Origin of the sequence: Mesorhizobium sp. L103C119B0, assembly GCF_000502235.1 — a bacterium.
GTDB lineage: Bacteria > Pseudomonadota > Alphaproteobacteria > Rhizobiales > Rhizobiaceae > Mesorhizobium.
Map to the genome: position 1 here is coordinate 71,985 of NZ_AYXE01000006.1, position 24,050 is coordinate 96,034.

22 protein-coding genes and 2 pseudogenes are annotated in these 24,050 nt (G+C 62.9%); 9 read left to right on the forward strand and 15 right to left on the reverse strand.

Going from position 1 to position 24,050, the window contains the following annotated elements:
• Positions 1–50 precede the first annotated feature (50 nt).
• Positions 51–668: a 30S ribosomal protein S4 gene (rpsD, locus tag X728_RS155510; protein WP_023669107.1), complete on the reverse strand. Its 618-nt coding sequence runs from the start codon at positions 666–668 to the stop codon at positions 51–53.
• Positions 669–1,054: 386 nt separating this feature from the next.
• Here rpsD and X728_RS155505 point away from each other — a divergent pair, with 386 nt between their 5' ends.
• Positions 1,055–1,255 carry a hypothetical protein gene (locus X728_RS155505; protein WP_023690200.1) on the forward strand — a complete coding sequence of 67 codons (201 nt, stop codon included), beginning with the start codon at positions 1,055–1,057 and terminating at the stop codon, positions 1,253–1,255.
• A gap of 45 nt (positions 1,256–1,300) precedes the next feature.
• Here the strand turns inward: X728_RS155505 and X728_RS155500 are convergent, their stop codons facing one another.
• Entirely contained in the window at positions 1,301–1,489 is a 189-nt protein-coding gene (locus tag X728_RS155500; RefSeq protein WP_023831307.1) for a DUF3008 family protein, read from the reverse strand.
• A 162-nt stretch (positions 1,490–1,651) separates the two neighbouring features.
• Between X728_RS155500 and X728_RS155495 the strand changes: the two genes are divergently transcribed.
• A complete protein-coding gene (locus X728_RS155495; protein WP_023831308.1) occupies positions 1,652–3,034 on the forward strand; it encodes an RNB domain-containing ribonuclease in 1,383 nt (460 codons plus the stop codon).
• A gap of 84 nt (positions 3,035–3,118) precedes the next feature.
• Here the strand turns inward: X728_RS155495 and murI are convergent, their stop codons facing one another.
• The 3 genes from murI to X728_RS155480 all read right to left on the reverse strand — a co-directional run bounded on the left by murI (position 3,119) and on the right by X728_RS155480 (position 5,592).
• Complete coding sequence (gene murI, locus X728_RS155490) at positions 3,119–3,907, reverse strand: glutamate racemase (protein WP_023684874.1); 789 nt, start codon at positions 3,905–3,907, stop codon at positions 3,119–3,121.
• Between the two features lie 146 nt (positions 3,908–4,053).
• On the reverse strand, positions 4,054–4,638 hold the full coding sequence (locus X728_RS155485; protein ID WP_196815069.1) for a hypothetical protein: 585 nt from the start codon (positions 4,636–4,638) through the stop codon (positions 4,054–4,056).
• Between the two features lie 105 nt (positions 4,639–4,743).
• Complete coding sequence (locus X728_RS155480; protein ID WP_023690202.1) at positions 4,744–5,592, reverse strand: RNA methyltransferase; 849 nt, start codon at positions 5,590–5,592, stop codon at positions 4,744–4,746.
• 217 nt (positions 5,593–5,809) lie between these two features.
• On the opposite strand from X728_RS155480, the gene X728_RS155475 reads away from it, so the two are divergent.
• From X728_RS155475 to X728_RS155465, 3 genes are read left to right on the forward strand one after another with little or no spacing between them, the layout of a single operon-like run.
• Complete coding sequence (locus tag X728_RS155475; protein WP_023669114.1) at positions 5,810–7,021, forward strand: NADP-dependent isocitrate dehydrogenase; 1,212 nt, start codon at positions 5,810–5,812, stop codon at positions 7,019–7,021.
• A 10-nt stretch (positions 7,022–7,031) separates the two neighbouring features.
• Positions 7,032–7,646 (forward strand): glutathione S-transferase family protein, encoded by a 615-nt coding sequence (locus tag X728_RS155470; RefSeq protein WP_023831310.1) that lies wholly within the window; start codon positions 7,032–7,034, stop codon positions 7,644–7,646.
• A gap of 14 nt (positions 7,647–7,660) precedes the next feature.
• Positions 7,661–8,245 (forward strand): demethoxyubiquinone hydroxylase family protein, encoded by a 585-nt coding sequence (locus tag X728_RS155465; protein WP_023743145.1) that lies wholly within the window; start codon positions 7,661–7,663, stop codon positions 8,243–8,245.
• Positions 8,246–8,358: 113 nt separating this feature from the next.
• Here X728_RS155465 and alaS read toward each other — a convergent pair.
• Both alaS and recA read right to left on the reverse strand, forming a co-directional pair.
• Positions 8,359–11,039, reverse strand: a pseudogene (gene alaS, locus X728_RS01000000166595) (alanine--tRNA ligase).
• A gap of 271 nt (positions 11,040–11,310) precedes the next feature.
• On the reverse strand, positions 11,311–12,414 hold the full coding sequence (gene recA / locus X728_RS155460) for a recombinase RecA (RefSeq protein ID WP_023669117.1): 1,104 nt from the start codon (positions 12,412–12,414) through the stop codon (positions 11,311–11,313).
• Positions 12,415–12,681: 267 nt separating this feature from the next.
• Here recA and X728_RS155455 point away from each other — a divergent pair, with 267 nt between their 5' ends.
• Both X728_RS155455 and X728_RS155450 read left to right on the forward strand, forming a co-directional pair.
• Entirely contained in the window at positions 12,682–13,626 is a 945-nt protein-coding gene (locus X728_RS155455) for a carbohydrate kinase family protein (RefSeq protein WP_023669118.1), read from the forward strand.
• Between the two features lie 70 nt (positions 13,627–13,696).
• The gene (locus tag X728_RS155450; RefSeq protein ID WP_023831311.1) at positions 13,697–14,614 is read left to right on the forward strand and encodes a pseudouridine-5'-phosphate glycosidase; all 918 of its coding nucleotides are present in this window, start codon (positions 13,697–13,699) and stop codon (positions 14,612–14,614) included.
• Between the two features lie 202 nt (positions 14,615–14,816).
• Here the strand turns inward: X728_RS155450 and X728_RS155445 are convergent, their stop codons facing one another.
• Positions 14,817–15,140 carry a TfoX/Sxy family protein gene (locus tag X728_RS155445; protein ID WP_023669120.1) on the reverse strand — a complete coding sequence of 108 codons (324 nt, stop codon included), beginning with the start codon at positions 15,138–15,140 and terminating at the stop codon, positions 14,817–14,819.
• Between the two features lie 83 nt (positions 15,141–15,223).
• On the opposite strand from X728_RS155445, the gene X728_RS155440 reads away from it, so the two are divergent.
• Complete coding sequence (locus X728_RS155440) at positions 15,224–15,721, forward strand: GFA family protein (RefSeq protein WP_023697559.1); 498 nt, start codon at positions 15,224–15,226, stop codon at positions 15,719–15,721.
• A 149-nt stretch (positions 15,722–15,870) separates the two neighbouring features.
• Here the strand turns inward: X728_RS155440 and sufA are convergent, their stop codons facing one another.
• From sufA to X728_RS155410, 7 genes and pseudogenes are all read right to left on the reverse strand, one after another.
• Complete coding sequence (sufA, locus tag X728_RS155435; protein ID WP_013532156.1) at positions 15,871–16,251, reverse strand: Fe-S cluster assembly scaffold SufA; 381 nt, start codon at positions 16,249–16,251, stop codon at positions 15,871–15,873.
• Positions 16,252–16,356: 105 nt separating this feature from the next.
• The gene (locus X728_RS155430; protein ID WP_023684865.1) at positions 16,357–16,743 is read right to left on the reverse strand and encodes an SUF system Fe-S cluster assembly protein; all 387 of its coding nucleotides are present in this window, start codon (positions 16,741–16,743) and stop codon (positions 16,357–16,359) included.
• Positions 16,744–16,764: 21 nt separating this feature from the next.
• Entirely contained in the window at positions 16,765–18,006 is a 1,242-nt protein-coding gene (locus X728_RS155425) for a cysteine desulfurase (RefSeq protein WP_023697558.1), read from the reverse strand.
• Between the two features lie 137 nt (positions 18,007–18,143).
• Positions 18,144–19,420 (reverse strand): annotated as a pseudogene (sufD, locus tag X728_RS01000000166600) (Fe-S cluster assembly protein SufD).
• Positions 19,421–19,463: 43 nt separating this feature from the next.
• Positions 19,464–20,219, reverse strand: coding sequence for a Fe-S cluster assembly ATPase SufC (gene sufC, locus X728_RS155420; protein WP_023711504.1), 756 nt, complete (start codon positions 20,217–20,219; stop codon positions 19,464–19,466).
• Positions 20,220–20,246: 27 nt separating this feature from the next.
• Positions 20,247–21,764, reverse strand: a complete 1,518-nt coding sequence (gene sufB / locus X728_RS155415) for a Fe-S cluster assembly protein SufB (protein WP_023706434.1) — start codon at positions 21,762–21,764, stop codon at positions 20,247–20,249.
• A 187-nt stretch (positions 21,765–21,951) separates the two neighbouring features.
• On the reverse strand, positions 21,952–23,115 hold the full coding sequence (locus X728_RS155410) for a cysteine desulfurase family protein (protein ID WP_023831312.1): 1,164 nt from the start codon (positions 23,113–23,115) through the stop codon (positions 21,952–21,954).
• Between the two features lie 256 nt (positions 23,116–23,371).
• Between X728_RS155410 and X728_RS155405 the strand changes: the two genes are divergently transcribed.
• A complete protein-coding gene (locus X728_RS155405) occupies positions 23,372–24,046 on the forward strand; it encodes an alpha/beta hydrolase (RefSeq protein ID WP_023669128.1) in 675 nt (224 codons plus the stop codon).
• The last annotated feature ends 4 nt before the right edge of the window (positions 24,047–24,050 follow it).

The window sequence follows — 24,050 nt, forward strand, 5'->3', positions numbered from 1 at the left end:
AAGGCCGCCTCGACGGGCGGCCCTTTCCGGTATCGCAGAAAAGCGATCGATCAGCGCGAATAGAATTCGACGACCAGGTTCGGCTCCATCTGCACGGCGAACGGTACGTCGGCCAGGCCGGGGATGCGCGAGAAGGTCGCGACCATCTTGTTGTGATCGACTTCGATATAGTCCGGCACGTCGCGCTCGGCGAGGCCGACCGCTTCCAGCACGATGACCAGCTGCTTCGACTTTTCGCGCACTTCGACGACGTCGCCCGGCTTGCAACGGTACGAGCCGATGTTGACGCGCTTGCCGTTGACGTTGACGTGGCCGTGGTTGACGAACTGGCGAGCCGCGAAAATGGTCGGCACGAACTTGGAGCGGTAGACGACCGCGTCGAGACGCGACTCGAGCAGGCCGATCAGGTTCTCGGAGGTGTCGCCCTTGCGGCGATCAGCCTCTTCATAGACCTTGCGGAACTGCTTTTCGGAGACATCACCATAGTGACCCTTCAGCTTCTGCTTGGCGCGCAGCTGCAGGCCGAAATCGGAAAGCTTGCCCTTGCGGCGCTGGCCGTGCTGGCCGGGGCCGTATTCACGCTTGTTGACCGGGGACTTCGGGCGGCCCCAGATGTTTTCGCCGAGACGGCGGTCGATCTTGTACTTCGCGGATTCGCGCTTGCTCATCGCATTCCCTTTCAAAACAAACCACCCGGAGCCTCATGGTCCGGGTGAAGGAAACGCGCCCTCCTCTGGCCTCCGTTTTCGAGGCCTGACAGGGTTTTCCCACGCAACGCGGCGGAAAACCCACGGGACACGTCAGTCTAGACAAAACCCAGGAAACGATAAACCTGCTTTCCCGGGCTTGCCATGCAAAAGAAACAACCGGGCATTGCGGCCCGGTGTTGGTGCGCTCGTTAAACGGAGATTTGAGCAGAGTCAAGCGCGTCGCTCGCGCTGGGCCCGGCAACCATATCACGTCTTTGGCGTTGAGTGCCGTGCCGGATGCGGCGGGAGGTTGTCCCGCCGACGGCATTTAGGAAGGGACTGGAGCCAAAGGAGCCCGAAGTCGCATGAAGAAGTTTTTCCTCTCGTTGGTCGGTGCAGCCGTCCTGGCCGGGACGATGTCGATCGCCGTGCCCGAGCCAGCGATGGCCAAGCATTGGCAGGGCCACAAGCATCGTCAGACCTGCCATGTCGTGGTGAAGAAGAAGGTCATCTGGCGGCATGGCCACAAGAAGGTCATCCGCTACAAGGTGAAGCGCTGCTGGTGACGTCAGGGGTTTCGGGCTTGGCCTGAACCGAAGAAGCCCGTGGTTTCAGTCTGCCGATTTCTTCTCCGGCAGGCCTTTGCGCTTGGTCTCTGCGAATTCCTCGAGCTGTTTTTCGCTCATCGAATTGTACATCGACTTCGACGCGCCTTGAAGTTCGCTCTTCCTGGTCCCGCCGCGCTTGGCCGACAGGGCTGCGCCAGCGGCCTTTTGCTGTGCTTTTGAGGTTGCAGGCATATCGGCTCCTCCTTTGCTGCCAGAGGAAGAAACGTTGCGCTCCGGCGACGGTTCCAGCGCTGGCGGTCAACTTCCGTTCCGCGCTCATGCCTGCCCATGGTCGGCCGGCACTGCCGGCAAAACCACCTTCCCGTGCCCGCAACGCCGGTGTAGGACGGCGCCATGAAATCGTTGAACGATCCCTCGCAGGCACTCGCCACCGGCCTCGCGAAAATCCGCACCGAGTTCCATGTGCCGGAGGGATTTCCCCCTGATGTAATGGCCATGGCACAGACGGCGGCCAGGCGCGTGCCCGACCAGCATGCCGACCGCACGGCGATGCCCTTCGTGACGCTCGATCCCGCGACTTCCACCGATCTTGACCAAGCGTTTTCGATCGAAGCGAGCGGTAGCGACCTTCTGTTGCACTATGCGATTGCCGACGTAGCCTGGTTCGTCGCGGACGGCGACGCGGTGGATCGCGAAGCCTGGGCGCGGGGCGAAACCCTGTATTTGCCGGACGGCAAGGCCGGGCTCTATCCCCGGGTCATTGCCGAGGGCGCCGCGAGCTTGCTACCCGGCGGTCCGCGTCCGGCTGTCATCTTCACGGTCCGGATCGCCGACGACGGAGCGGTAAGGCTGGATGGCGCGGAGCGGGCAATCATTCAAAGCCGCGCCAAGCTCGCCTATGACAGCGTGCAGGCCGCCGACGTCCCAGTCGGCTTCGCCGAAATCGCGCGGCGCATGGCGGCGGCCGAAGACCGTCGCGGCGCTTCGCGCGTCGACCCGCCCGAGCAGGAGGTGGAACAGCTTGCCGATGGCACGTTCCAGCTTGCGTTCAGGCCGCTGCTGCAATCCGAGCAAGACAACGCAGCACTTTCGCTGGCCGCCAACATGGCGATTGCCGACGCCATGCTGGCACACCGGACCGGCTTGTTCCGGGTGATGGCGCCGCCCGATGCTTCCAAAGTACAAAGACTGCGCAGCGCGGCACGGGCCTTAGGCCTGTCCTGGCCTCCTTCGACCAACCTGTCCGACTATCAGCGAACCCTCGATCCGACGAACATGCAACAGGCAGCGCTGATGCTGGAAATCCGCCGCGCCGGCTCCGGTGCGTCCTACCAACCCTATGAAGAAGGCGTTGTCCCCTGGCACGAGGCGATGGCCGCGACCTATGCCCACGCCACCGCGCCCCTGAGGCGGCTGGCCGATCGCTACGTCGTGCGCTGCGTGCTGGCCATCGCCAACGGCCAGCCGGTGCCGCAAGCCGTTACCGAGGCGTTTTCCAGACTGCCTAAGGTGATGGGCCGCGCAGGCGCCCGCGCCTCGCAGATCAACCACGCGGCCATCGGCCTTGCCGAGGCGGTGATGCTGAGGGGGCGCGTGGGTGAAACATTCAAGGCCGTCGTCACCGACGTCGGTGATCAGCGTGCGCGCGTTCAGCTCTCGGACATGCCTGTCGTTGCGAATGTGAAGGCCTCAGGGTTCAGGCAGGGCGATGGCCTGACGCTAAGGCTTGTTTCGGCCGATCCGGATCGGCGCGTCATTGTCTTCGAACCCGTCTAAAGCGCGTCGGCGACGCGCTTTAGTTTTTTTGTTTTTATGCATGTCGTTGTCCCAAAACCGCTGCGCACTTTTGGGCGACATGCATTAGCGTGCGCTCAATCCAAAACCCTGCATCAGCCGGCTGATTGCGAAGTCCGCCTTTCCCGAGGTAAAGACGGCGATGTCGGGCTCGCTTTGCGGCAATGGCCCGTCGACAGCCGGAAGCAGAGACAGAGCACGCCGCGCAATCGCTTCGGCCGGGTCGATCCAGTCGACCGGCCAGGGCGCGGTCTTGCGCATGCGATTGGCCAGGAACGGATAGTGCGTGCAGGCGAGCACGACGATGTCCGTGCGCAAATCGTCATGCTGGACAAAACACGGTGCGATCTCGGCACGCACGGCCTCCTCGTCGACAAAGCCCTCGCGCATGTAGGCCTCGGCCAGTCCGGCGAGATTGTTGCTGCCGACCAGCCGGACATGGCATTTCTGCGCCCATTTGCCGATCAGGTCGCGCGTGTACTGGCGCTTCACCGTGCCCGGCGTCGCCAGCACCGAGACCAGCCCGGACCGGGTGCGCTCGGCAGCCGGCTTGATTGCCGGCACCGTGCCGACAAAGGGATGGCCCGGGAACTTTTCCCGCAACGCATCGATCACCAGCGTCGAAGCGGTATTGCAGGCGACGACCGAAATTTCCGGATCAAAACGGTCGAGCAGCTTGGCGAAGAGCTCGACTATATGGGCCTGCAGCGCCGGCTCTTCCCAGGCGCCGTAGGGAAAGGCCTTGTCATCGGCGACGTAGACGAAGCGCCGGTCAGGCATCAGCACGCGCGCTTCGCGCAGCACGGTCAATCCTCCAACGCCGGAATCGAACATCAGGATCGGACGGTGGCTCATTGATATCGGACCATGAAAGAGGCTGGATCAGAAGGCTTGGCGGTCATTGGCCAATGCCGTTCTATCTGCAACCATCATGGCCTTGAAGTGGCGAATGTTAGCAACTTCCATGCAAAGCCGGCGAAGACGACCTTGCCTCGGTTGCTCTAGAGCCCGCGCTTGCCGAAGCCGGCGGGCCGCGGACGGCCCAGAGGCTGGGCGGACGGCACCGAGCGCGTGGCCGGTTTGGCGTTGCGCATAGAAGACTGTGCCGTGCTGCTGGCCATCCGGCCGAATCCCGCAGGCATGGGCGTATCGCCATCGAAATCGAAAACCGATGTCAGTTCGTCGATATTGATGCCCGCCACCGGCTTAGCCACCAGGATCGTGCACCAAAGGCCAAAGATCGACAGCGCCAGCAGGTTCAAACCGCTGGACGTGCTTTCCGGGTTCTTGAAATCGATGACCAGCAGCGTGCCTGCCTGCAGAAAGGCGTAGATGGCGCAGAACACGATGTAGGACCACAGGATCCAGGCTTTGCCGTTGGCGTCGCGGCTGCGTCGCCAGGCGATGTTGGCACGCATGACCACGGCCAGGAGGGAAACGACCAGAACCGCGCCTGCCATGCCTTGCCGCGATGGACCGGGCGCCGAGTTGACCAGCCCCTCAAAGCCGATCGTGCCAACGATGCACAGCACAGCAAGAACGGCCTCGAGCAGGGCTACGCCGAGCGAATAGAAGAAGAAGCGCATACGGCCGATTTTGGACGTGAACATTTGCCACCCCACCGTTTTGACAACAATGGACGAGAGGCAAATAAAATTCGGTTACTTCAGCCGTTCGAAGCTTAGCGATTTCTAATCTTCTTTGTCTGCCTGGCGTTTTCGCGCAGCGGCCGGCAAACGCCTTGGATCGTCTCCCGGCGAGCCGTCACCGCGCGGCATGGCCGGCGAAAACCGGTCGAGCGACGAGATGATGCCGCGCAGCACTTTCAGTTCCGGCTCGGCGAAACCGGCGCGCGTCAAGACGGCGCGCAGATTGTCGACCATCTTGGGTTTCTTGGGCGCCGGGCGGAAATAACCGCGCGCTTCGAGCGCGCCTTCGAGATAGGCAAACAGGCCGTGCAACTCTTCCTTGCTCGCCGGCTTCATTTCAGGACTGGAGAAATTAGTCGCCGTCTCGTCCTCCAGGCCGGATTTCATCCATTCATAGGACATCAACAGCACGGCCTGGGCGATGTTGAGCGACGAAAAGCCGGGATCGACCGGAAAGGTGACGATCTCGTCGGCCAGCCCGACCTCGTCATTGTAGAGCCCAAAACGCTCGCGGCCGAACAAGATGCCGGTGCGCAGGCCGGCCATCTGACGCGCCCTCAGCGCCCTGCCCGCCTCGACCGGACCACGCACGGGTTTGAAGCCGTCGCGCTCCCGCGCCGTGGTGGCGAAGACGAAGTTGAGGTCGGCGACGGCGGACGCCAGATCGCCGAACACTGTTACGGCATCGATGACATGGTCGGCGCGGCTGGCGGCGGCGCGCGCCTTCTCGCTCGGCCAGCCGTCACGCGGGTTGACCAGTCTCAGTTCGGCAAGGCCGAAATTGGCCATGGCGCGCGCAACCATGCCGATATTCTCGCCGAGCTGCGGCTCGACCAGGATGATCGCCGGCCCGGCGGCGGATGCGTTTTCAGGATGATCGACGGCGGACATGATCTCAATGAACTGCTGTTTGCGGCATTTCAGCGTTCCCTGCCACATCCGCTCGGCAAAATGAAGCTTTTGCAAAACACCGGTCGCGGCACCGACGACCCATTCTGCACGGATCGGCGTTTGCGCGGCCAAATAGGCTTTGATATACGCTCCGCATCCCCGGCCGAAGCCATGCGGGCAAGGCCGTTTAGTTCCCCAAAAGCGAGGCATTCTTTTCATGGCGAAGATCAAGGTGGCGAACCCGGTCGTCGAGCTCGACGGCGACGAGATGACCCGCATCATCTGGCAGTTCATCAAGGACAAGCTGATCCACCCTTATCTCGACCTGAAGCTCGAATATTACGACCTCGGCGTCGAGCACCGCGACGCCACCAACGACCAGGTGACCATCGATTCGGCCAATGCCATCAAGAAATGGGGCGTTGGCGTGAAATGCGCGACGATCACGCCCGACGAGCAGCGCGTCGAGGAATTCAAGCTGAAGAAGATGTGGAAGTCGCCGAACGGCACCATCCGTAACATTCTCGGCGGCACCATTTTCCGCGAACCGATCATCATGAAGAACGTGCCGCGTCTGGTGCCGGGATGGACCAAGCCCATCATCGTCGGCCGTCATGCTTTCGGCGACCAGTATCGCGCCACCGACTTCCGCTTCCCCGGCAAGGGCAAGCTGACCATCAAGTTCGTCGGCGAGGACGGCAAGGTGATCGAGCATGACGTGTACGACGCACCCGGCGCCGGCGTTGCCATGGCGATGTACAATCTCGACGACTCCATCCGGGAATTCGCCCGCGCCTCGCTGAATTACGGCCTGCTGCGCAACTATCCGGTTTATCTCTCGACCAAGAACACCATCCTCAAAGCCTATGATGGCCGCTTCAAGGACATTTTCCAGGAGGTCTACGAGGCTGAATTCGAGGCCGAGTTCAAGGCGAAGAAGCTGTGGTACGAGCACCGGCTGATCGACGACATGGTGGCCTCCGCCCTGAAATGGTCTGGCGGCTATGTCTGGGCCTGCAAGAATTATGACGGCGACGTCCAGTCCGACACGGTGGCGCAAGGTTTTGGCTCGCTTGGCCTGATGACCTCCGTGCTGATGACGCCGGACGGCAAGACGGTGGAAGCGGAGGCCGCGCACGGCACCGTGACGCGCCACTATCGCCAGCACCAGAAGGGCGAGGAAACCTCGACCAATTCGATCGCCTCGATCTTCGCCTGGACGCGCGGCCTCGCCCACCGCGCCAAGCTCGACGACAATGCCGAGTTGAAGCGATTTGCCGACACGCTGGAGAAGGTCTGCATCCAGACGGTTGAGAGCGGCTTCATGACCAAGGACCTGTCGCTCTTGATCGGTCCCGACCAACCATGGCTGTCGACCACCGGCTTCCTCGACAAGATCGACGAGAATTTGCAGAAGGCGATGGCGTAAGCCGGCAGCCATGGCCAAGCCGGTCGTCTACGGGGCGGACTACAGCGTCTATGTGCGCGTCGTCCGCCTCGTGCTGGCGGAAAAAGGCATCGACTACGACCTTGTGCCGATCGATGTCTTTGCCGCCGAGGGCACTCCCGCCTGGTACTTCGAGCATCACCCTTTCGGCCGCATTCCGGCCTTCGAGCACGGCGGGTTTCGCCTGTTCGAAACCAGCGCAATCGCCCGCTATGTCGACGAGGCGTTCGACGGCCCGGCACTGCAGCCAAAAGACGCCCGCACCCGCGCAACGATGAACCAGATCATCGGCATGCTCGACGCCTATGCCTACAGATCGATGGTCTGGGACGTCGCCGTCGAGCGGCTTGAGAAGGAAGCGCCAGACGAGGCACTGGTCGCCAACGGGCTGCGCCAGGCGGAAACGGTGCTGCGGGTGCTCACCGCACTCAAGCCTCCCGGGCCGTGGCTGCTCGGGGACCAGCTGACGCTGGCCGACCTGCATGCGGCATCCATCATCGCCTATTTCGTCAAGGTCGCCGACGGGCAAAAGCTGCTTGCGGCGTTCGCCGACATCCAGGCCTGGTGGGAGGGCATCGCAAAACGTCCGAGCCTGGCGGCGGGCTGATATGGGTTCGGGCCATGGCTGACCCATCTCGCCAGGACGCGCTCACCGTCGCCAGAATTGTCAGGGTCAACCACGCCGGTGAGTTCGGTGCGATCAGGATCTATTCGGCGCAGATTCTTGTCGCCAGGCGCTTATGGCCGGATTGCGTGCCATCCTTGTCGGAGATGCTTGGGCACGAGCGCACGCATTGCGCTGCGTTCCGCGCCGCCATGCCGGCGCGGCGGTCGCGACCGTGCCGGGTAATGCAGTTCTGGAGCTGGGGTGGCTGGGTGCTGGGTTTTGTCACCGCCCTGCTCGGTCCGCAAGGCATCTGGGCCTGCACGGCGGCGGTTGAAGCGGCGGTGCATCGCCATCTGGACGATCAGCTGTTTTTCCTCGCCAATCGCGACCACGACTTGCACGGCATCATCCTGGCGATCCGCGAGGAAGAGCTCGCCCATCTCCATCACGCCGAAGAGCAGCTGAAATCGCCCGGCCCGGCGCTGAACTTTTTACGGTCGCTGATTTCGATCGCCACGGACGTGCTGATCTGGCTGTCCACCTGGGGCGATTCCAGCAGAATGACGCGCGCCCTGAAGGCGGCGAAAAGAACTAGCTAGACGGACCGTCTAAGAGCTGATTGCCGGCTTGCCACTATCAGCCACAGAATGGCAAGCACGGCGGCGAAGGCCTGAAAGCCGCACACAAAACCAGATAAGGCATAGGGTGGCTTTCAGGCTGCCTCCAGCGCCGCCCTCACCGCGGCGATCGCATCATTGGCCTTCGAGGCGTCCGGGCCGCCGGCTTGCGCCATGTCGGGCCGTCCGCCACCGCCCTGCCCGCCCAATGCGGCCGAGGCAACGCGCACAAGATCGACAGCGCTGAAGCGGCCGACGAGATCGTCCGTCACTGCGACCACGACACTTGCCTTGTTGTCTTCGCCCGCACCGACGAAGACGACGACGCCTGAGCCGAGCGAAGTCTTGCCGGCATCGGCCAGCGGCTTCAAATCCTTCGGCGACACGCCGGAAACCGCTTTGCCGAGGAAGCCGATACCGNTACCGGCGACGGTTTCGGTGGTGGCCGGAGCATCGGCCGCGGCACCACCGCCCAGCGCGAGTTTCTTGCGCGCTTCGCTCAGCTCCTTCTCGAGCTTCTTGCGCTCCTCGAGCAGCGTCTCGACACGCGCCGGCACGTCGGCCGGCGAGATCTTCAGCACGGCCGCAGTTGCCTTCAGGCGCCTGTCCTGCTCATCGAGATGTTTGCGCGCGGCTTCGCCGGTCAGCGCCTCGATGCGGCGCACGCCGGCGGCGACCGCGCTGTCGGAGACGACACGGACCAGGCCGATATCGCCGGTCGCCCGGACATGGGTGCCGCCACAAAGTTCGACGGAATAGGGTCTATTGGCCTTGGCGCCATGCACGCCGGTGCCCATCGAGACGACACGCACCTCGTCACCATATTTCTCGCCGAACAGCGCCATGGCGCCCTCGGCAATGGCGTCATCGACCGACATCAGGCGCGTCGTCACCGGGCTGTTCTGGACGACGATTTCGTTGGCCATGCGCTCGACCTCTTCGAGATCTTCGGCCGAGATCGGCTTGTTGTGCGAGATGTCGAAGCGCAGGCGCTCGGGCGCGACCAGCGAACCTTTCTGCGCGACATGGGTGCCCAGCACCTCGCGCAGCGCCTCATGGATCAGATGCGTTGCCGAATGGTTGGCACGCAGCCGGGTGCGGCGCGCATGGTCAACTTTCAGCTCGACGGCTGCACCTGGCTTGACCGTGCCGTTCGTCACCTTGCCCAGATGCACGAACAGGCCGTCGGCCTTTTTCTGCGTGTCGGAAACCTCGATCGAGAAACCTTCGCCGGAGATGATGCCGGTGTCGCCCATCTGGCCGCCCGACTCGCCATAGAACGGCGTCTGGTTGACGACCACCGCCACCGCGTCGCCCTTGCCGGCGCTATCGACTGTCTTGCCGTCCTTGACCAGGGCCTGGATGAGGCCTTCCGCCTGTTCGGTCTCGTAGCCGAGGAATTCGGTGGCGNGGTGGCGCCGGCCTTCTCGCGTACAGAAAACCAGATGGTCTCGGTGGCCGCGTCGCCGGAGCCAGCCCAATGCTTGCGCGCTTCGGCCTTCTGCTGCTCCATCGCATGGGTGAAGCCGGCAAGGTCGACCGAGATGTTGCGCTGGCGCAGTGCGTCCTGCGTCAGATCGAGCGGGAAGCCGTACGTGTCATAGAGCTTGAACGCCGTCTCGCCATCCAGCATATCGCCGGCGTGCAGCGTATCCGTCGCCTCCGAGAGCAGGCCGAGGCCGCGCACCAGCGTCTTGCGGAACCTGGTCTCCTCGAGCTTCAGCGTCTCGGTAATCAGCTGTTCGCCGCGCAGCAGTTCGGGATAGGCCTGGCCCATCTCACGCACTAGCGCCGGCACCAGCTTCCACATCAACGGCTCCTTGGCGCCGAGCAACTGCGCATGGCGCATGGCGCGGCGCATGATGCGGCGCAGCACATAGCCGCGGCCTTCGTTCGACGGCAGCACGCCGTCGGCAACCAGGAAGGAGGACGAGCGCAGATGGTCGGCAATGACGCGGAAGGAGGCGACCGTCTCCTTGTCCGGGCCCTGCCCGAGCGCTGACGAGGCCGCATCGATCAGATGACGGAACAGGTCGGTCTCGAAGACGCTCTCCACCCCTTGCAGGATGGAGGCCATGCGCTCCAGGCCCATGCCGGTGTCGATCGACGGCCGCGGCAGGTCGATGCGCTCATCCTTGGTGACCTGCTCATATTGCATGAACACCAGGTTCCAGAATTCAAGGAAGCGGTCGCCGTCCTCCTCCGGGCTGCCGGGAGGGCCGCCCCAGATGTGCTCGCCACGGTCGATGAAGATTTCTGAGCACGGCCCGCACGGTCCGGTGTCGCCCATAGCCCAGAAATTGTCGGAGGTCGGGATGCGGATGATGCGGTCATCGGAGAAACCGGCGATCTTCTTCCAGAAGCCGGCCGCCTCGTCATCGGTGTGATAGACGGTGACCAGCAGCTTGTCCTTGTTCAGCCCGAACTCCTTGGTGATCAGGTTCCAGGCCAGTTCGATGGCGCGCTCCTTGAAATAGTCGCCGAAGGAGAAATTGCCGAGCATTTCGAAGAAGGTCAGATGGCGCGCGGTGTAGCCGACATTGTCGAGGTCGTTGTGCTTGCCGCCGGCGCGCACGCTTTTCTGCGCAGTGGTGGCGCGCGAATAGGACCGCTTCTCCAGGCCGGTGAAGACGTTCTTGAACTGCACCATGCCGGCATTGGTGAACATCAGCGTCGGGTCGTTGCGCGGCACCAGCGGGCTCGAGGCCACGACCTCGTGGCCCTCCTTGCGGAAATAGTCGAGGAATGTCGACCGGATCTCGTTCACGCCACTCATGACTGCTGCCTTTTCGCGAAAACCGCCGGCACGGCCGGCGGACACTGGTCTCTGCTTTTTAGAAAATCGACTTGGCCTTTTAGCGGGCACGCCCCACCCTGTCCAGAAACACGGAATTGGGCCAATCCGGCAACTGCCAAGCCGGCTTCACGCTGCCCAAAAACGAAAACCGCCGGCGCGAAGGCCGGCGGTTTGAAACGCAATACTAAAGAACTCGGTTACTTAAGCATCGGATAATAGACCGGATTTATGGCCGAACTCTGGCCGTACCCTACATGGCGCCGGATTCTTCCTCGAAGCCGTCGTCGCTTTCACCGCGCTCGGGGCCGCCATTTTCGAGAAACTTCTCGGCGATCAGCCCGGCATTCTGCCTGAGTGCCAGTTCGATCTCACGCGCCGTGTCGGGATTGTCGCGCAGGAACAGTTTGGCGTTTTCGCGACCTTGGCCGAGACGCTGCGAATTGTAGGAGAACCAGGCGCCCGACTTCTCGACCACGCCGGCCTTGACGCCGAGGTCGACCAGTTCGCCGGTCTTGGAGACGCCCTCGCCATACATGATGTCGAACTCGACCACCTTGAAGGGCGGCGCCAGCTTGTTCTTGACCACCTTGACCCGGGTCTGGTTGCCGACGACCTCGTCGCGGTCCTTGACCGAGCCGATGCGGCGGATGTCGAGGCGCACCGAAGCGTAGAATTTCAGCGCGTTGCCGCCGGTCGTGGTTTCGGGCGAACCGAACATGACGCCGATCTTCATGCGGATCTGGTTGATGAAGATGACCATGGTGTTGGAGCGCGAGATCGAGGCGGTCAGCTTGCGCAGCGCCTGGCTCATCAGACGCGCCTGGAGACCGGGCAGAGAATCGCCCATCTCGCCTTCGATTTCGGCGCGCGGCGTCAGCGCCGCCACCGAATCGACGACCAGCACGTCGATGGCGCCTGAACGCACCAGCGTGTCGCAGATTTCCAGTGCCTGCTCGCCGGTGTCCGGCTGCGAGATCAAGAGGTTTTCCAGATCGACGCCGAGCTTGCGGGCATAGACCGGATCGAGTGCGTGCTCGGCATCGACGAAGGCGCAGATACCGCCTTTCTTCTGGGCTTCGGCAACTGTGTGCAGCGCCAGTGTCGTCTTGCCCGAGCTTTCCGGCCCGTAGATCTCGACAATGCGGCCGCGCGGCAGGCCGCCGACGCCAAGCGCGATGTCGAGGCCCAGCGATCCGGTCGGCACGGTTTCGATCTCGACGACCTGCTCATTGGCGCCAAGCCGCATGATCGAGCCCTTGCCGAAGGCGCGCTCGATTTGCGACAGCGCCGCGTCCAGAGCCTTTGATTTGTCCACCGCTTTGTCCTCTACAAGCCGCAAAGAATTCTGAGCCATGATACATCACCCCTTGGTCGTCAATGAAGGCCGGACAATCCGTAATCCCTGCCCATTTTGTACTACTTTTGTTCTCGTTTGGCAAGAGGGGTCAAATTTTATCCGGATTTGTTCTTTTTTTGTCTCATGGTTTCGTTTCCGGATGTATCCACCATTGGGCCAGACGCGCCGGCTGTTTCGATCGGCCGAATCGCCGGCTTGCCTGCGAAGCTCCGCCGCACAGCCTAGCGCTTGTCTGGTTCGAATAACAAAGGTCATATCGCCGGCATGGTGAAATCAGCAAAGATACTGGCGGTGGGCGGCGCCCATATCGATCGCCGCGGCCAGGTGTCGGGCACGTACGTGCCCGCGGCGTCCAACCCCGGCACGATGCGCGAGGATGTCGGCGGCGGCGTATTCAACGCGCTGCGCAGCCTGGTGCGGCGCGGCGTCTCGGCCTCGCTTTTGTCGGTGCGCGGCGGCGATGCCTCGGCCGAGACGGTTGCGCGCGCCATCGCCGACTCCGGCATTGCCGACCTGTCGGCGGTTTTCCTCGACCGCACGACGCCGAGCTACACGGCGCTGATCGATCGCGACGGCGAGCTGATCACCGGCTTTGCCGATATGGCGCTCTACGATTTGGCGTTCCCCAAGCAGATCCGCCGCTCCAAGGTGCGCGAGGTGGTCGCCGAGGCCGATGCGGTGCTCTGCGACGCCAATCTGCCATCAACGGCGCTGGAGCGGCTGGTGGGGCTCGCCGCCGGCAAGCCGGTGTTCGCCATCGCCATTTCGCCGGCCAAGGTGGTGCGGCTGATACCGGTGCTGAAGGAACTCGCGCAGGTCTTCATGAACCGGCGCGAGGCCATGGTGCTGGCCGGCGTCGATGCCAATGCCACCGAGCGCGAGACCGTCGACGGACTGCGCTGCAGCGGCCTCACCAGTGGCGTGGTGACGGCGGGCGACGGCCCGGTGCTGGGATTCGACGAAGCCGGCGCCTTCTCTATCCTGCCGCCGGCGCCGAGAAAAGTCGCCGACGTCACCGGCGCCGGCGACGCGCTGGCCGGCGCCACCATCGCTGCCCTGCTGCGCGGCCTGGCATTGCGCCAAGCCCTCCGCGAAGGCGTTGCCGCGGCGACGCTCGCCATCGAAAGTTCGGATGCCGTGCCGGCCTTCACCGCCGCGATCTTCACCGAGGCACTGGCTCTTGTGCCCGACGCGCAGGAAATGGCATGAGGGCGGCCAATTGCCATTGCCGGAGCGCGACGTCCAAGCGGACGCGCGGATCTCCGGATCGGAGACCATCATGACACCGCAAAGCGCCCGCCCCTTCATCGACATCCACGCGCCCGTGGCCGAGGCGCTCGCCGCTGGCCGCCCGGTCGTGGCGCTGGAAAGCACCATCATCACCCATGGCATGCCTTACCCCGACAATGGCGCCATGGCCGCCAATGTCGAAAAGATCATCCTGGACAATGGCGCGGTGCCGGCGACGATCGCCGTGGTCGCCGGCCGCATCAAGATCGGACTGTCCGACGGCGAGCGCGAGTCGCTGGCCATGACCGGCGATGCCATGAAGCTGTCGCGCGCCGACCTCGGCTTTGCGGTCTCGCAAGGCCGCACCGGCGGCACCACGGTCGCCGCCACCATGATCGCCGCTGACATGGTCGGGATAAAGGTGTTCGCCACCGGCGGCATTGGCGGCGTCCACAAGGGCGCGGAAAAGAGCTTCGACATCTCGGCCGATCTCGACGAGTTGGCGCGCACGCCGGTCATCGTCGTCTCGGCCGGCGCCAAGGCGATCCTCGACATCGAAAAGACGCTTGAAGTGCTGGAGACGCGCGGCGTGCCGGTGATTGGCCATGGCTGCGAGACGATGCCGGCCTTCTGGTCGCGGCATTCGCCGTTCCGCGCGCCGCTGACCCTGCACAGACCGGAAGAGATCGCGCATTTCTACAAGACCAGGGCGGCACTTGGCCTGGTCGGCGGCATGCTGATCGCCAACCCGGTGCCGCAGGACGATGAAATTCCGGCCGACGAGATGGCCGGCTATATCGAGGCCGCGCAGAAGGCGGCGGAAGTGCAGAATGTGACCGGAAAGGCGGTGACGCCGTTCCTGTTGGGCAAAATCCTCGAACTGACCGGCGGCCGGAGCTTGAAGACCAACATCGCGCTGGTCGAGAACAATGCGCGGTTGGCGGCGAGGATTGCGACGGCGCTGTAGGATCGCCTACGTCGGCGGGACAGCACCCCCTCTGGCCTGCCGGCCATCTCCCCCGCAAGGAGGGAGATTAACAGCTTAGCCGCAGGCTCCCATTTTCAACGTTGGTGATTGGCGAAGGCCAATGTGACAACTGATCTCCCCCCTTGCGGGGGAGATGTCCGGCAGGACAGAGGGGGGTGGGAAGAAACGCGGCGGTCCCGGTTCACTTCCCCGCCCTTCGTCCCGCCTCATACGCCCGGCGCGCCCACACCCTCATCTCGTCAGGATCATCAAACGCGTCGTCGGGAATGCTCCAGTACGGCATCGCGACCAGCTTGCCGTGGCGGGTGCCGGTATAGGTCCATTGCTTGCAGCCGGCGGCTTCGAAGTCGGGCGCGCTTTGCTCGTCAGCCTTGAGCAGCAATTCGCCGCGCAGCACGATAGCGACGATGACGCCGTCGAAATAGATACCCTTGCCGCCGAACAGTTTTCGGATACTGACCGGGCCGAGGCCTTCGAACAGCTCTTCGATGCGTTCATTGTCCATGCCGCAATCATGTCACCGGGCTTGCCATGGCTGCAACCAAAAACCATGCTGGCAAGTTGAGAGCCATCCGTCGGAGTTCTGTCATGCCGCTGCTGCTCAAGGGATCCTGCCGCTGCGATGCCGTCCATTTCGAGGTGGAGAGCAACACGCCGGTGCCGTTCATGCTGTGCTACTGCTCGATCTGCCGCAAGCAGCAGGGCGGCGGCGGCTTCGCCATCAATCTCGGCGCCGATTACAAGACGCTGAAAATCAAGGGCAAGCGCAATCTCGGCGTCTACCAGGCCGAGATCGCGGACGACGAGCATCCAAAGTGTGAGATTTCGACGGGCGAGCGCAATTTCTGCAAGAAGTGCGGTTCGGCGCTCTGGCTCTACGATCCGACATGGCCGGACCTGGTCCACCCCTTCGCCTCGGCAATCGACAGCGAGTTGCCGAAGCCGCCGGAGAAGGTGCATCTGATGTTGAAATACAAGGCGAGTTGGGTCGAGCCGGTGATCGGCAAGAAGGACAAGGTCTTCGACGTCTATCCCGAGGAATCGATCGCCGACTGGCACAAGCGGACGAAGATGTGGGTGAAGTAAGCAGGGAGGCGCGGAGCGCGACTTCCGATGGTCAGCGCTGCCCCTCATCCGGCCCTTCGGGCCGTTCGTCATTCGAAAAGCCAAGCAATTGGCTTTTCGCCCGCTGCGTGGACCATTCCTCACCTCCCCGTGAACGGGGAGAAGGAAGATCAGGCCGAAGCGCGCGCCTCAGCCAGCGCCTTCAGGTCGGCGGGCTTCAGTTCGACGGATTCGCCGCAGCCGCAGGCCGAACTCTGGTTCGGGTTGTGGAAGGTGAAGCCGGTGCGCAGCGTCGTCTGCTCGAAATCCATCTCGGTGCCGAACAGGAAAAGGGCAGCCTCGGGCGCGACATAGACATGCGCGCCGTCGCGTTCGATATGGTCGTCCTTGGTATTGGGCTCGGTCACCAGGTCGACCGTGTATTCCATGCCGGCGCAGCCGCCCTTCTTGATGCCGAGGCGAATGCCATGCGCATTGTCGCGCGTGGCGACGATCTCGCGCACCCGGTCGGCGGCCTTTTCGGTCATCGTGATGACGGCGAAGCGTCCCATTCTTTTTCCTCTTCCATTCCATGCAGGTTCAAGGCCTGCCGAATGATTCCTCACCTAAAATGGTGAAGTTTTACCACTGGTGCAAGTGCACCAACCTCAGTCAACCTAGTACCAGCCCACCGCCACCTGCGCCTCTTCCGACATGCGGTCGGGCGACCAGGGCGGGTCGAAGGTCATGTTGACCTCGACGCCGGAGACGCCTTCGACGGCGCCGACGGCGTTTTCCACCCAGCCGGGCATTTCGCCGGCCACCGGACAGCCGGGCGCGGTCAGCGTCATGTCGATCTTGACCGCGCGGTTGTCCTCGATGTCGATCTTGTAGATGAGGCCGAGCTCATAGATGTCGGCCGGTATTTCCGGGTCATAGACCGTCTTCAGCGCCGAGACGATGTCGTCGGTCAGCCGCGCCAGCTCGTCGGCGGGAATTGCCGAGGCGGAAACCACCGGATTGACGGCCGCTTCCGGCGCGGTGGTGTGGCTCGCATCATCCATGGTCGTCATCCAAAGAACCTGTCACCCGAAGAACTTGCGCGCTTTTTCCAGCGCATCGGCCAAAGCGTCGACTTCGGCCCTGGTATTATACATGCCGAACGATGCCCTGCATGTGGAGGTTACGCCAAAGCGTTTCAACAGCGGCTGGGCGCAATGGGTGCCCGCGCGGACGGCAACACCTTGCCTGTCTATCACCATCGACACGTCATGGGCATGAATGCCCTGCAATTCGAAGGAAATGATGGCGCCCTTGTCCGGCGCGTCGCCGAAGATGCGCAGCGAGTTGATGGCGCGCAGCCGCTCGTGCGCGTAGGTCTTGAGGTCGGCCTCGTGCGCGGCGATGCGCTCGCGGCCGATCTTTTCCATGTATTCCAATGCTGTACCCAGCCCGATCGCCTGGACGATCGGCGGCGTGCCGGCCTCGAAGCGGTGCGGCGGCTCGTTGTAGGTGACGACGTCTTCCGTCACTTCCTCGATCATCTCGCCGCCGCCCATGAAAGGGCGCATGGCCGAGAGAATATCCTTCTTGCCGTAAAGCACGCCGATGCCGGACGGCCCGTAAACCTTGTGACCGGTGAAGACGAAGAAATCGCAGTCGAGGTCCTGGACGTCGATCGGCATGTGCACGGCGCTCTGGCTGCCATCGACAAGTACGGGAATGCCACGCGAATGCGCGATGCGCACGATTTCCTTGATCGGCGTCACCGTGCCCAGCGCGTTCGACATATGCGTGATGGCGACGAGCCTGGTCTTGTCGGTCAGGCGCTTTTCGAATTCCTCGATGTGGAAGATGCCGAGATCGTCGACCGGCACCCAGACCAGCTTGGCGCCCTGCCGTTCCCGGATGAAATGCCACGGCACGATGTTGGAGTGGTGCTCCATGATCGACAGCACGATCTCGTCGCCCGCGCCGATATTGGGCATGCCATAGCCGTAAGCCACGGTGTTGATGGCGGCTGTCGTGTTGGAGGTGAAGACGATGTTGTCGGTGCTTGGCGCATTGAGGAAACGGCGCACCGTCTCGCGCGCCTTCTCATAGGCGTCGGTTGCGGCATTGGACAGGAAATGCAGGCCGCGATGGACGTTGGCGTATTCCTGGGAATAGGCGTGCTGGATCGTATCCAGCACCACCTGCGGCTTCTGCGCCGAGGCGCCATTGTCGAGATAGACCAGCGGTTTGCCGTAGACTTCGCGCGACAGGATCGGGAAGTCGCGGCGGATCGCCTCGACGTCGTATGGGGTTGTTTCGATCTTCTGGTCCATTACAAGCTCTCTTGAGGCACCGCCTCACTTCGTCACGCACCCCTCATCCGACCGAGCTTCGCTCGGCCACCGCCCGGGGCGAGTCACTTGCCTCGCCCGTCCTTCGGACCCCACAAGGGGAGAAGGGAAAGAGGCGCTTACCCGTGCGCCACGAACCAGTCGTCCAGCCTTGTTTCCAGGGCCTCGACGATGGTTTCGTCGTCCAGTTCCTCGATCACTTCGGCCACGAACGCCTTCACCAGCAAGCCGCGGGCGCTCTTCTCGTCGATNCGTCGATGCCGCGCGCCATCAGGTAGAACAGATGGTTGTGGTCGATCTCGGTAACGGTCGCGCCATGGCCGCAGATGACGTCGTCGGCGAAGATCTCCAGCTCAGGCTTGGTCGAGAACTCGCCATCGTCCGACAAAAGCAGCGTGTTGCAGGCCATCTTGGCGTTGGTTTTTTGCGCGTATTGGTGGACGTTGATGCGGCCCTGGAAGACGCCGCGCGCCTTGCCGGTCACGACATTGCGGATCACTTCCGTCGACGTCGTATGCGGCACGGCATGGTCGAGCACCATGGTCACGTCGGTGTGGGTGTCGCCGGCGAGCAGGTTGATGCCGCGCAGTTTGAAGTCGGAGCCTTCGCCCGTGGTCTTCACCACGATCTCCTGGCGCACAAGCTTGCCGCCGGCATTCATGAAAAACAGCGTCAGCTTCGAATTCTTGCCGAGATGCGCCTTGAACTGGGCAAGATGCGTGGCCGTTTCCGGCTGCTCCTGCACGATCAGCCAGGTAACGTCCGCACCCTCGCCCAGAACGAGCTGGCTGACCGAGCTGCCCAGTGCCGCGCCCTCGCCGGCCTGACGCTCGACGAGAGCAGCTTTGGCGCCGGCGCCGACACGCACGGGAAAGCGCACATGCACCTGGCCACCGGCCTGCAAATTCTGCAATTCGATCGGCTTTTCCAGTGCTGTGCCATCCGCAATGTCGACGAAATAGCCGTCAGCGACAAAGGCGGTGTTCAGCGCACCGATGGCGTCATCGCTGCCATAGGGATCGAGGCCCGGTGCGATCGAGCCGTCAGTCAGCTTTTCCGACAGGCGCTGGATGGTCACGCCTTCGATCGCGGGGAATTTCGCGCCGGAGACGCCGTTCAGAACCGCCAGCACGGCGGAGCCTTCGACGATGGGCGCCAGCCCCTTGGCGGCGGCCGTCGGATCGAACGCCGGCACCGCAGTCAACAGCCGGCGCAGGTCAGTGTAATGCCAGGATTCGATGCGCCGCGTCGGCAGCCCGTGCTTGATTGCCTCAATGGCGTCGTCGCGCTTCAGCATCACCGCGCCGTCACCCGGCAGCAACGACAGACGCTCGCCAAAGGCGTCGATCAGCGCCGTTTCGGCCTGCGTGCGCTGGGGTTGTGTATGCATATTCATCAGTTTTGCCCCGCCTTTCAGCATAAAATGGCCTTCTGGCGTCTCACGCGGCTTCGCCGATCACGCCGGCATAGCCATTGGCTTCGAGATCGAGCGCCAGCGACTTGTCGCCGGACTTGATCACCTGGCCCTTGTATAGGACGTGCACGCTATCGGGCACGATGTGCTCGAGCAGGCGCTGGTAGTGGGTGATGACGATGATGGCACGGTCGGCCGAACGCAGCGCGTTGACGCCGTCCGAGACGATCTTCAGCGCATCGATGTCGAGGCCGGAATCGGTCTCGTCGAGCACGCAGAGCTTTGGCTCCAGCAGCTTCATCTGCAGGATCTCGGCCCGCTTCTTCTCGCCGCCGGAAAAGCCGACATTGAGCGGCCGCTTGAGCATCGCCATCTCCATCGAGAGCGAGGCTGCCGCCTCTTTCACCCGCTTCAAAAATTCCGGGATCTTCAGCGGCTCCTCGCCGCGCGCCTTGCGCTGCTCGTTCATCGCCACTTTCAGGAATTCCATGGTCGCGACGCCAGGTATCTCCATCGGATACTGGAAGGCGAGGAAGATGCCCGCGGTGGCGCGCTCGGCCGGATCCATTTCGAGGATCGACTGGCCGTTATAGAGGATGTCGCCTTCGGTGACCTCATAGTCCTCACGGCCGGCGAGGATGTAGGACAGCGTCGATTTGCCCGAGCCGTTCGGACCCATGATGGCAGCGACCTCGCCGTTTTTCACCGTCAGGTTCAGGCCGCGGATGATCTCGGTGCCGTCATCGACGATGCGGGCATGCAGGTTCTTGATCTCAAGCATTTTTTCTTTCCTGGATATATTGTCCGGTCAGCCGACCGAGCCCTCGAGGCTGATGCCGATAAGCTTCTGCGCTTCGACCGCGAACTCCATCGGCAGCTGCTGGATGACATCCTTGACGAAGCCGTTGACGATCAGCGCGATCGCCTCCTCTTCCGGGATGCCGCGCTGCATGACGTAGAACTTCTGGTCCTCGGAAATCTTTGACGTCGTCGCCTCATGCTCGAACTGCGCCGTCGAGTTCTTGGCTTCCATGTAGGGCACGGTGTGCGCGCCGCACTGGTCGCCGATCAGGAGACTATCGCAATTGGTGAAGTTGCGGGCGTTGGTCGCCTTGCGGTGCGCCGAGACCTGGCCGCGATAGGTGTTCTGCGAGAAGCCGGCGGCAATGCCCTTGGAGATGATGCGGCTCGACGTGTTCTTGCCGAGATGGATCATCTTGGTGCCGCTATCGACCTGCTGGTAGCCGTTCGACACAGCGATCGAATAGAACTCGCCGGAGGAATCGTCGCCGCGCAGGATGCAGCTGGGATATTTCCAGGTGATCGCCGAACCGGTCTCGACCTGCGTCCACGAGATCTTCGAACGGTGGCCGCGGCAGTCGCCGCGCTTGGTGACGAAATTGTAGATGCCGCCCTTGCCCTCGGCATCGCCGGGGTACCAGTTCTGCACCGTCGAATATTTGATCTCGGCATCGTCGAGCGCCACCAGTTCGACGACGGCGGCATGCAGCTGGTTCTCGTCGCGCTGCGGCGCCGTGCAGCCTTCGAGATAGGAGACGTAAGCCCCCTCCTCGGCGATGATCAGCGTGCGCTCGAACTGGCCGGTGTTCTTCTCGTTCATGCGGAAATAGGTCGACAGCTCCATCGGGCAGCGCACGCCCTTGGGCACGAAGACGAACGAGCCGTCGGTGAAGACAGCCGAATTCAGCGTGGCGTAGAAATTGTCGGATGTCGGCACGACCGAGCCGAGATATTTCTGCACCAGCTCCGGATGCTCGCGGATGGCTTCCGAGATCGAGCAGAAGATGACGCCGGCCTGCGCCAGCTCCTTCTTGAACGTGGTGACGACGGAAACGGAATCGAACACCGCGTCGACCGCGACACGGCCCGATTTGTAGACGTTGTCGCTGGGCTCCTCGAGATCGGAGACGTCGGTCTTCTGCACGCCGGCGAGGATTTCTTGTTCCCGCAGCGGAATGCCGAGCTTCTCGTAGACCTTCAACAGCTCGGGATCGACGTCGCTCAGCGAGGTCGGGCCGGGCGTGCTCTTGGGCGCCGCGTAGTAATAGAGGTCCTGAAAATCGATCTTCGGATAATGGACGCGCGCCCAGGTCGGCTCTTCCAGCGTCAGCCAGCGCCGATAGGCTTCCAGACGCCATTCCAGCATCCAAGACGGTTCATCCTTCTTGGCCGAGATGAAGCGAATAATGTCTTCGCTCAGGCCCTTGGGGGCCTTGTCCATCGCGATCTCTGTCTGGAATCCGTATTTGTACTGGTCGACGTCGATCTTTCGGACCCGATCGATCGTGTCCTGCACAGCAGGCATAAGCGTTCTCCATCCACGCCGGGGTCAAGGCCCGACAGTTTTCAAACTATGGCATCGCCGAGGGCTGCCCATGAGGCGCCGAAGGCGGCGTAAGTTTCATATAGTGCGTCTCGGCCGGGAATTCACCCGGCCACTTGCAAACGCACGGCTCTACCAGGCCGCGAGGCCTGAATTCTTTGTCGCCGCCTCAGGCGGCTTGTTCCCTGCCCGCCCGGCGCTGGGCAATACCGGCCAGCGCAGCACGGAACAGTTCGATATCCCCGGCACTCGTTGCGTGGCCGATGGACACGCGCAAAGCGCCCAGGCTGTCGCCATGACCCATGGCTTTCAGCACATGGCTCGGCCCGACCTTGCCCGACGAACAGGCCGATCCCGCCGACAGCGCAACGCCAGCCAAATCGAAAGCGATCTGCGCCGTCTCGGCCTTGATGCCGGGAATAGCGAAGAATGTCGTATTGGCAAGCCTTGGCGCGCCGGTTCCGAAGATTTCTGCGTCCGGCACCAGTGTTTTGAGTGTTTTCTCGACCTCGCCGCGGCGTTGCGCGATCGCTTCGACGTCTTTCAGTCCAGCCAAAGCCTGCCGCGCCGCGGCGCCAAAGCCGGCGATGGCCGCCAGGTTTTCGGTGCCGCCGCGATGGCCCTTTTCCTGGCCGCCGCCATTGATCAGCGGCTTCGGCATCATCAGATCGGCTGCCGCAACGACGGCGCCGACACCCTTGGGGCCGCCGATCTTGTGCGAAGACAGAATCAAATAGTCGGCGTAAGCCGCTGACATATCGATGGGAACACGGCCCGCAGCCTGCACCGCGTCGACCACCAGAATGCCGCCCGCCGCCTTGACGATCGCGGCGATGCGATCAATCGGCTGGATGACGCCGGTCTCGTTGTTGGCCGCATGGATCGCGACCAACGGCAGGCCTTCGGCCTTGTCATGCGCGGCCAGAGCGGCTGTCAGCTGAGCGAGGTCAGCGATGCCATCGGCGTCGGCGCCGATCCGCGAAACCTGTGTTGCCGGGAAGCGGCCGCCGTTCAACAGGCAAGGGTGGTCGGCCTCGCAGACATAGAGCCGGCTCATGCGCACCGTGCCACGGCCCATCCGCCAATCCGGTGTCAGCAGCGTCGATGCGGCTTCCGTCGCGCCGGAGGTGAAGACGACATGCTCGGCCTTGGCGCCGACAAGTGCCGCCACATCGCGCCGGGCAGTGTCGATCAGGCGCCGCGCCGCGCGCCCCTCGGCATGCACCGACGACGGATTGGCGACGAGATCGAGCGCGGCAATCATCGCCTCGCGCGCCTCGGCAATGAGCGGCGCGCTGGCATTGTAGTCGAGATAGGCGCGTGCTGCGGCCATTTTCACCCAATCGATCCCGTCAAGACCCTTTCCGCAAGGATAGCGCGTTATTTCCTTGAAATTGCAAGGCAAGACGTCCTATTTACGCGGCTTGCGGCGAGGATGGCCGGGCCGTCACGGCTGGCTATCCAGTTTTGAACAATTCTAAACTAGCTTCTAAGAAGACGCTTGCCCTGCGTCAAGGCCCGGAAGGGCTGGGGCTAGAGTAAAGAGTTGTTCCGGGCGCCGCGCATTCGTATGCCATTTGGAGTAGTTCATGCCTGAGGTCATTTTCACCGGTCCGGCCGGCCGCCTGGAGGGCCGCTACCAGCCTTCCAAGGAGAAGAGCGCGCCGATTGCCATCGTGTTGCATCCGCATCCGCAATTCGGCGGCACGATGAACAACAAGATCGTCTATGACCTCTTCTACATGTTCCAGAAGCGCGATTTCACCACGCTTCGCTTCAACTTCCGCGGCATCGGCCGCAGCCAGGGCGAATTCGACCACGGCACCGGCGAATTGTCGGATGCCGCCGCAGCGCTCGACTGGGTGCAGTCGCTGCATCCGGATTCCAAGAGCTGCTGGGTGGCCGGTTATTCCTTCGGCTCCTGGATCGGCATGCAGCTTCTGATGCGCCGGCCCGAGATCGAGGGCTTCATCTCGATCGCGCCGCAGCCCAACACCTATGATTTCTCGTTCCTGGCGCCCTGCCCGTCATCGGGTCTGATCATCCATGGCGATGCCGACAAGGTGGCGCCGCCCAAGGATGTGCAGGGCCTGGTCGACAAGCTGCACACGCAAAAGGGCATCACCATCACGCAGAAGACCTTGCCAGGCGCCAACCACTTCTTCGCCAACGACGCCGATCTGCTGCTCGAGGAATGCGCCGACTATCTCGACCGACGGCTGGCCGGCGAATTGTCCGATCCGCGGCCGAAGCGGCTGCGCTAAGAGC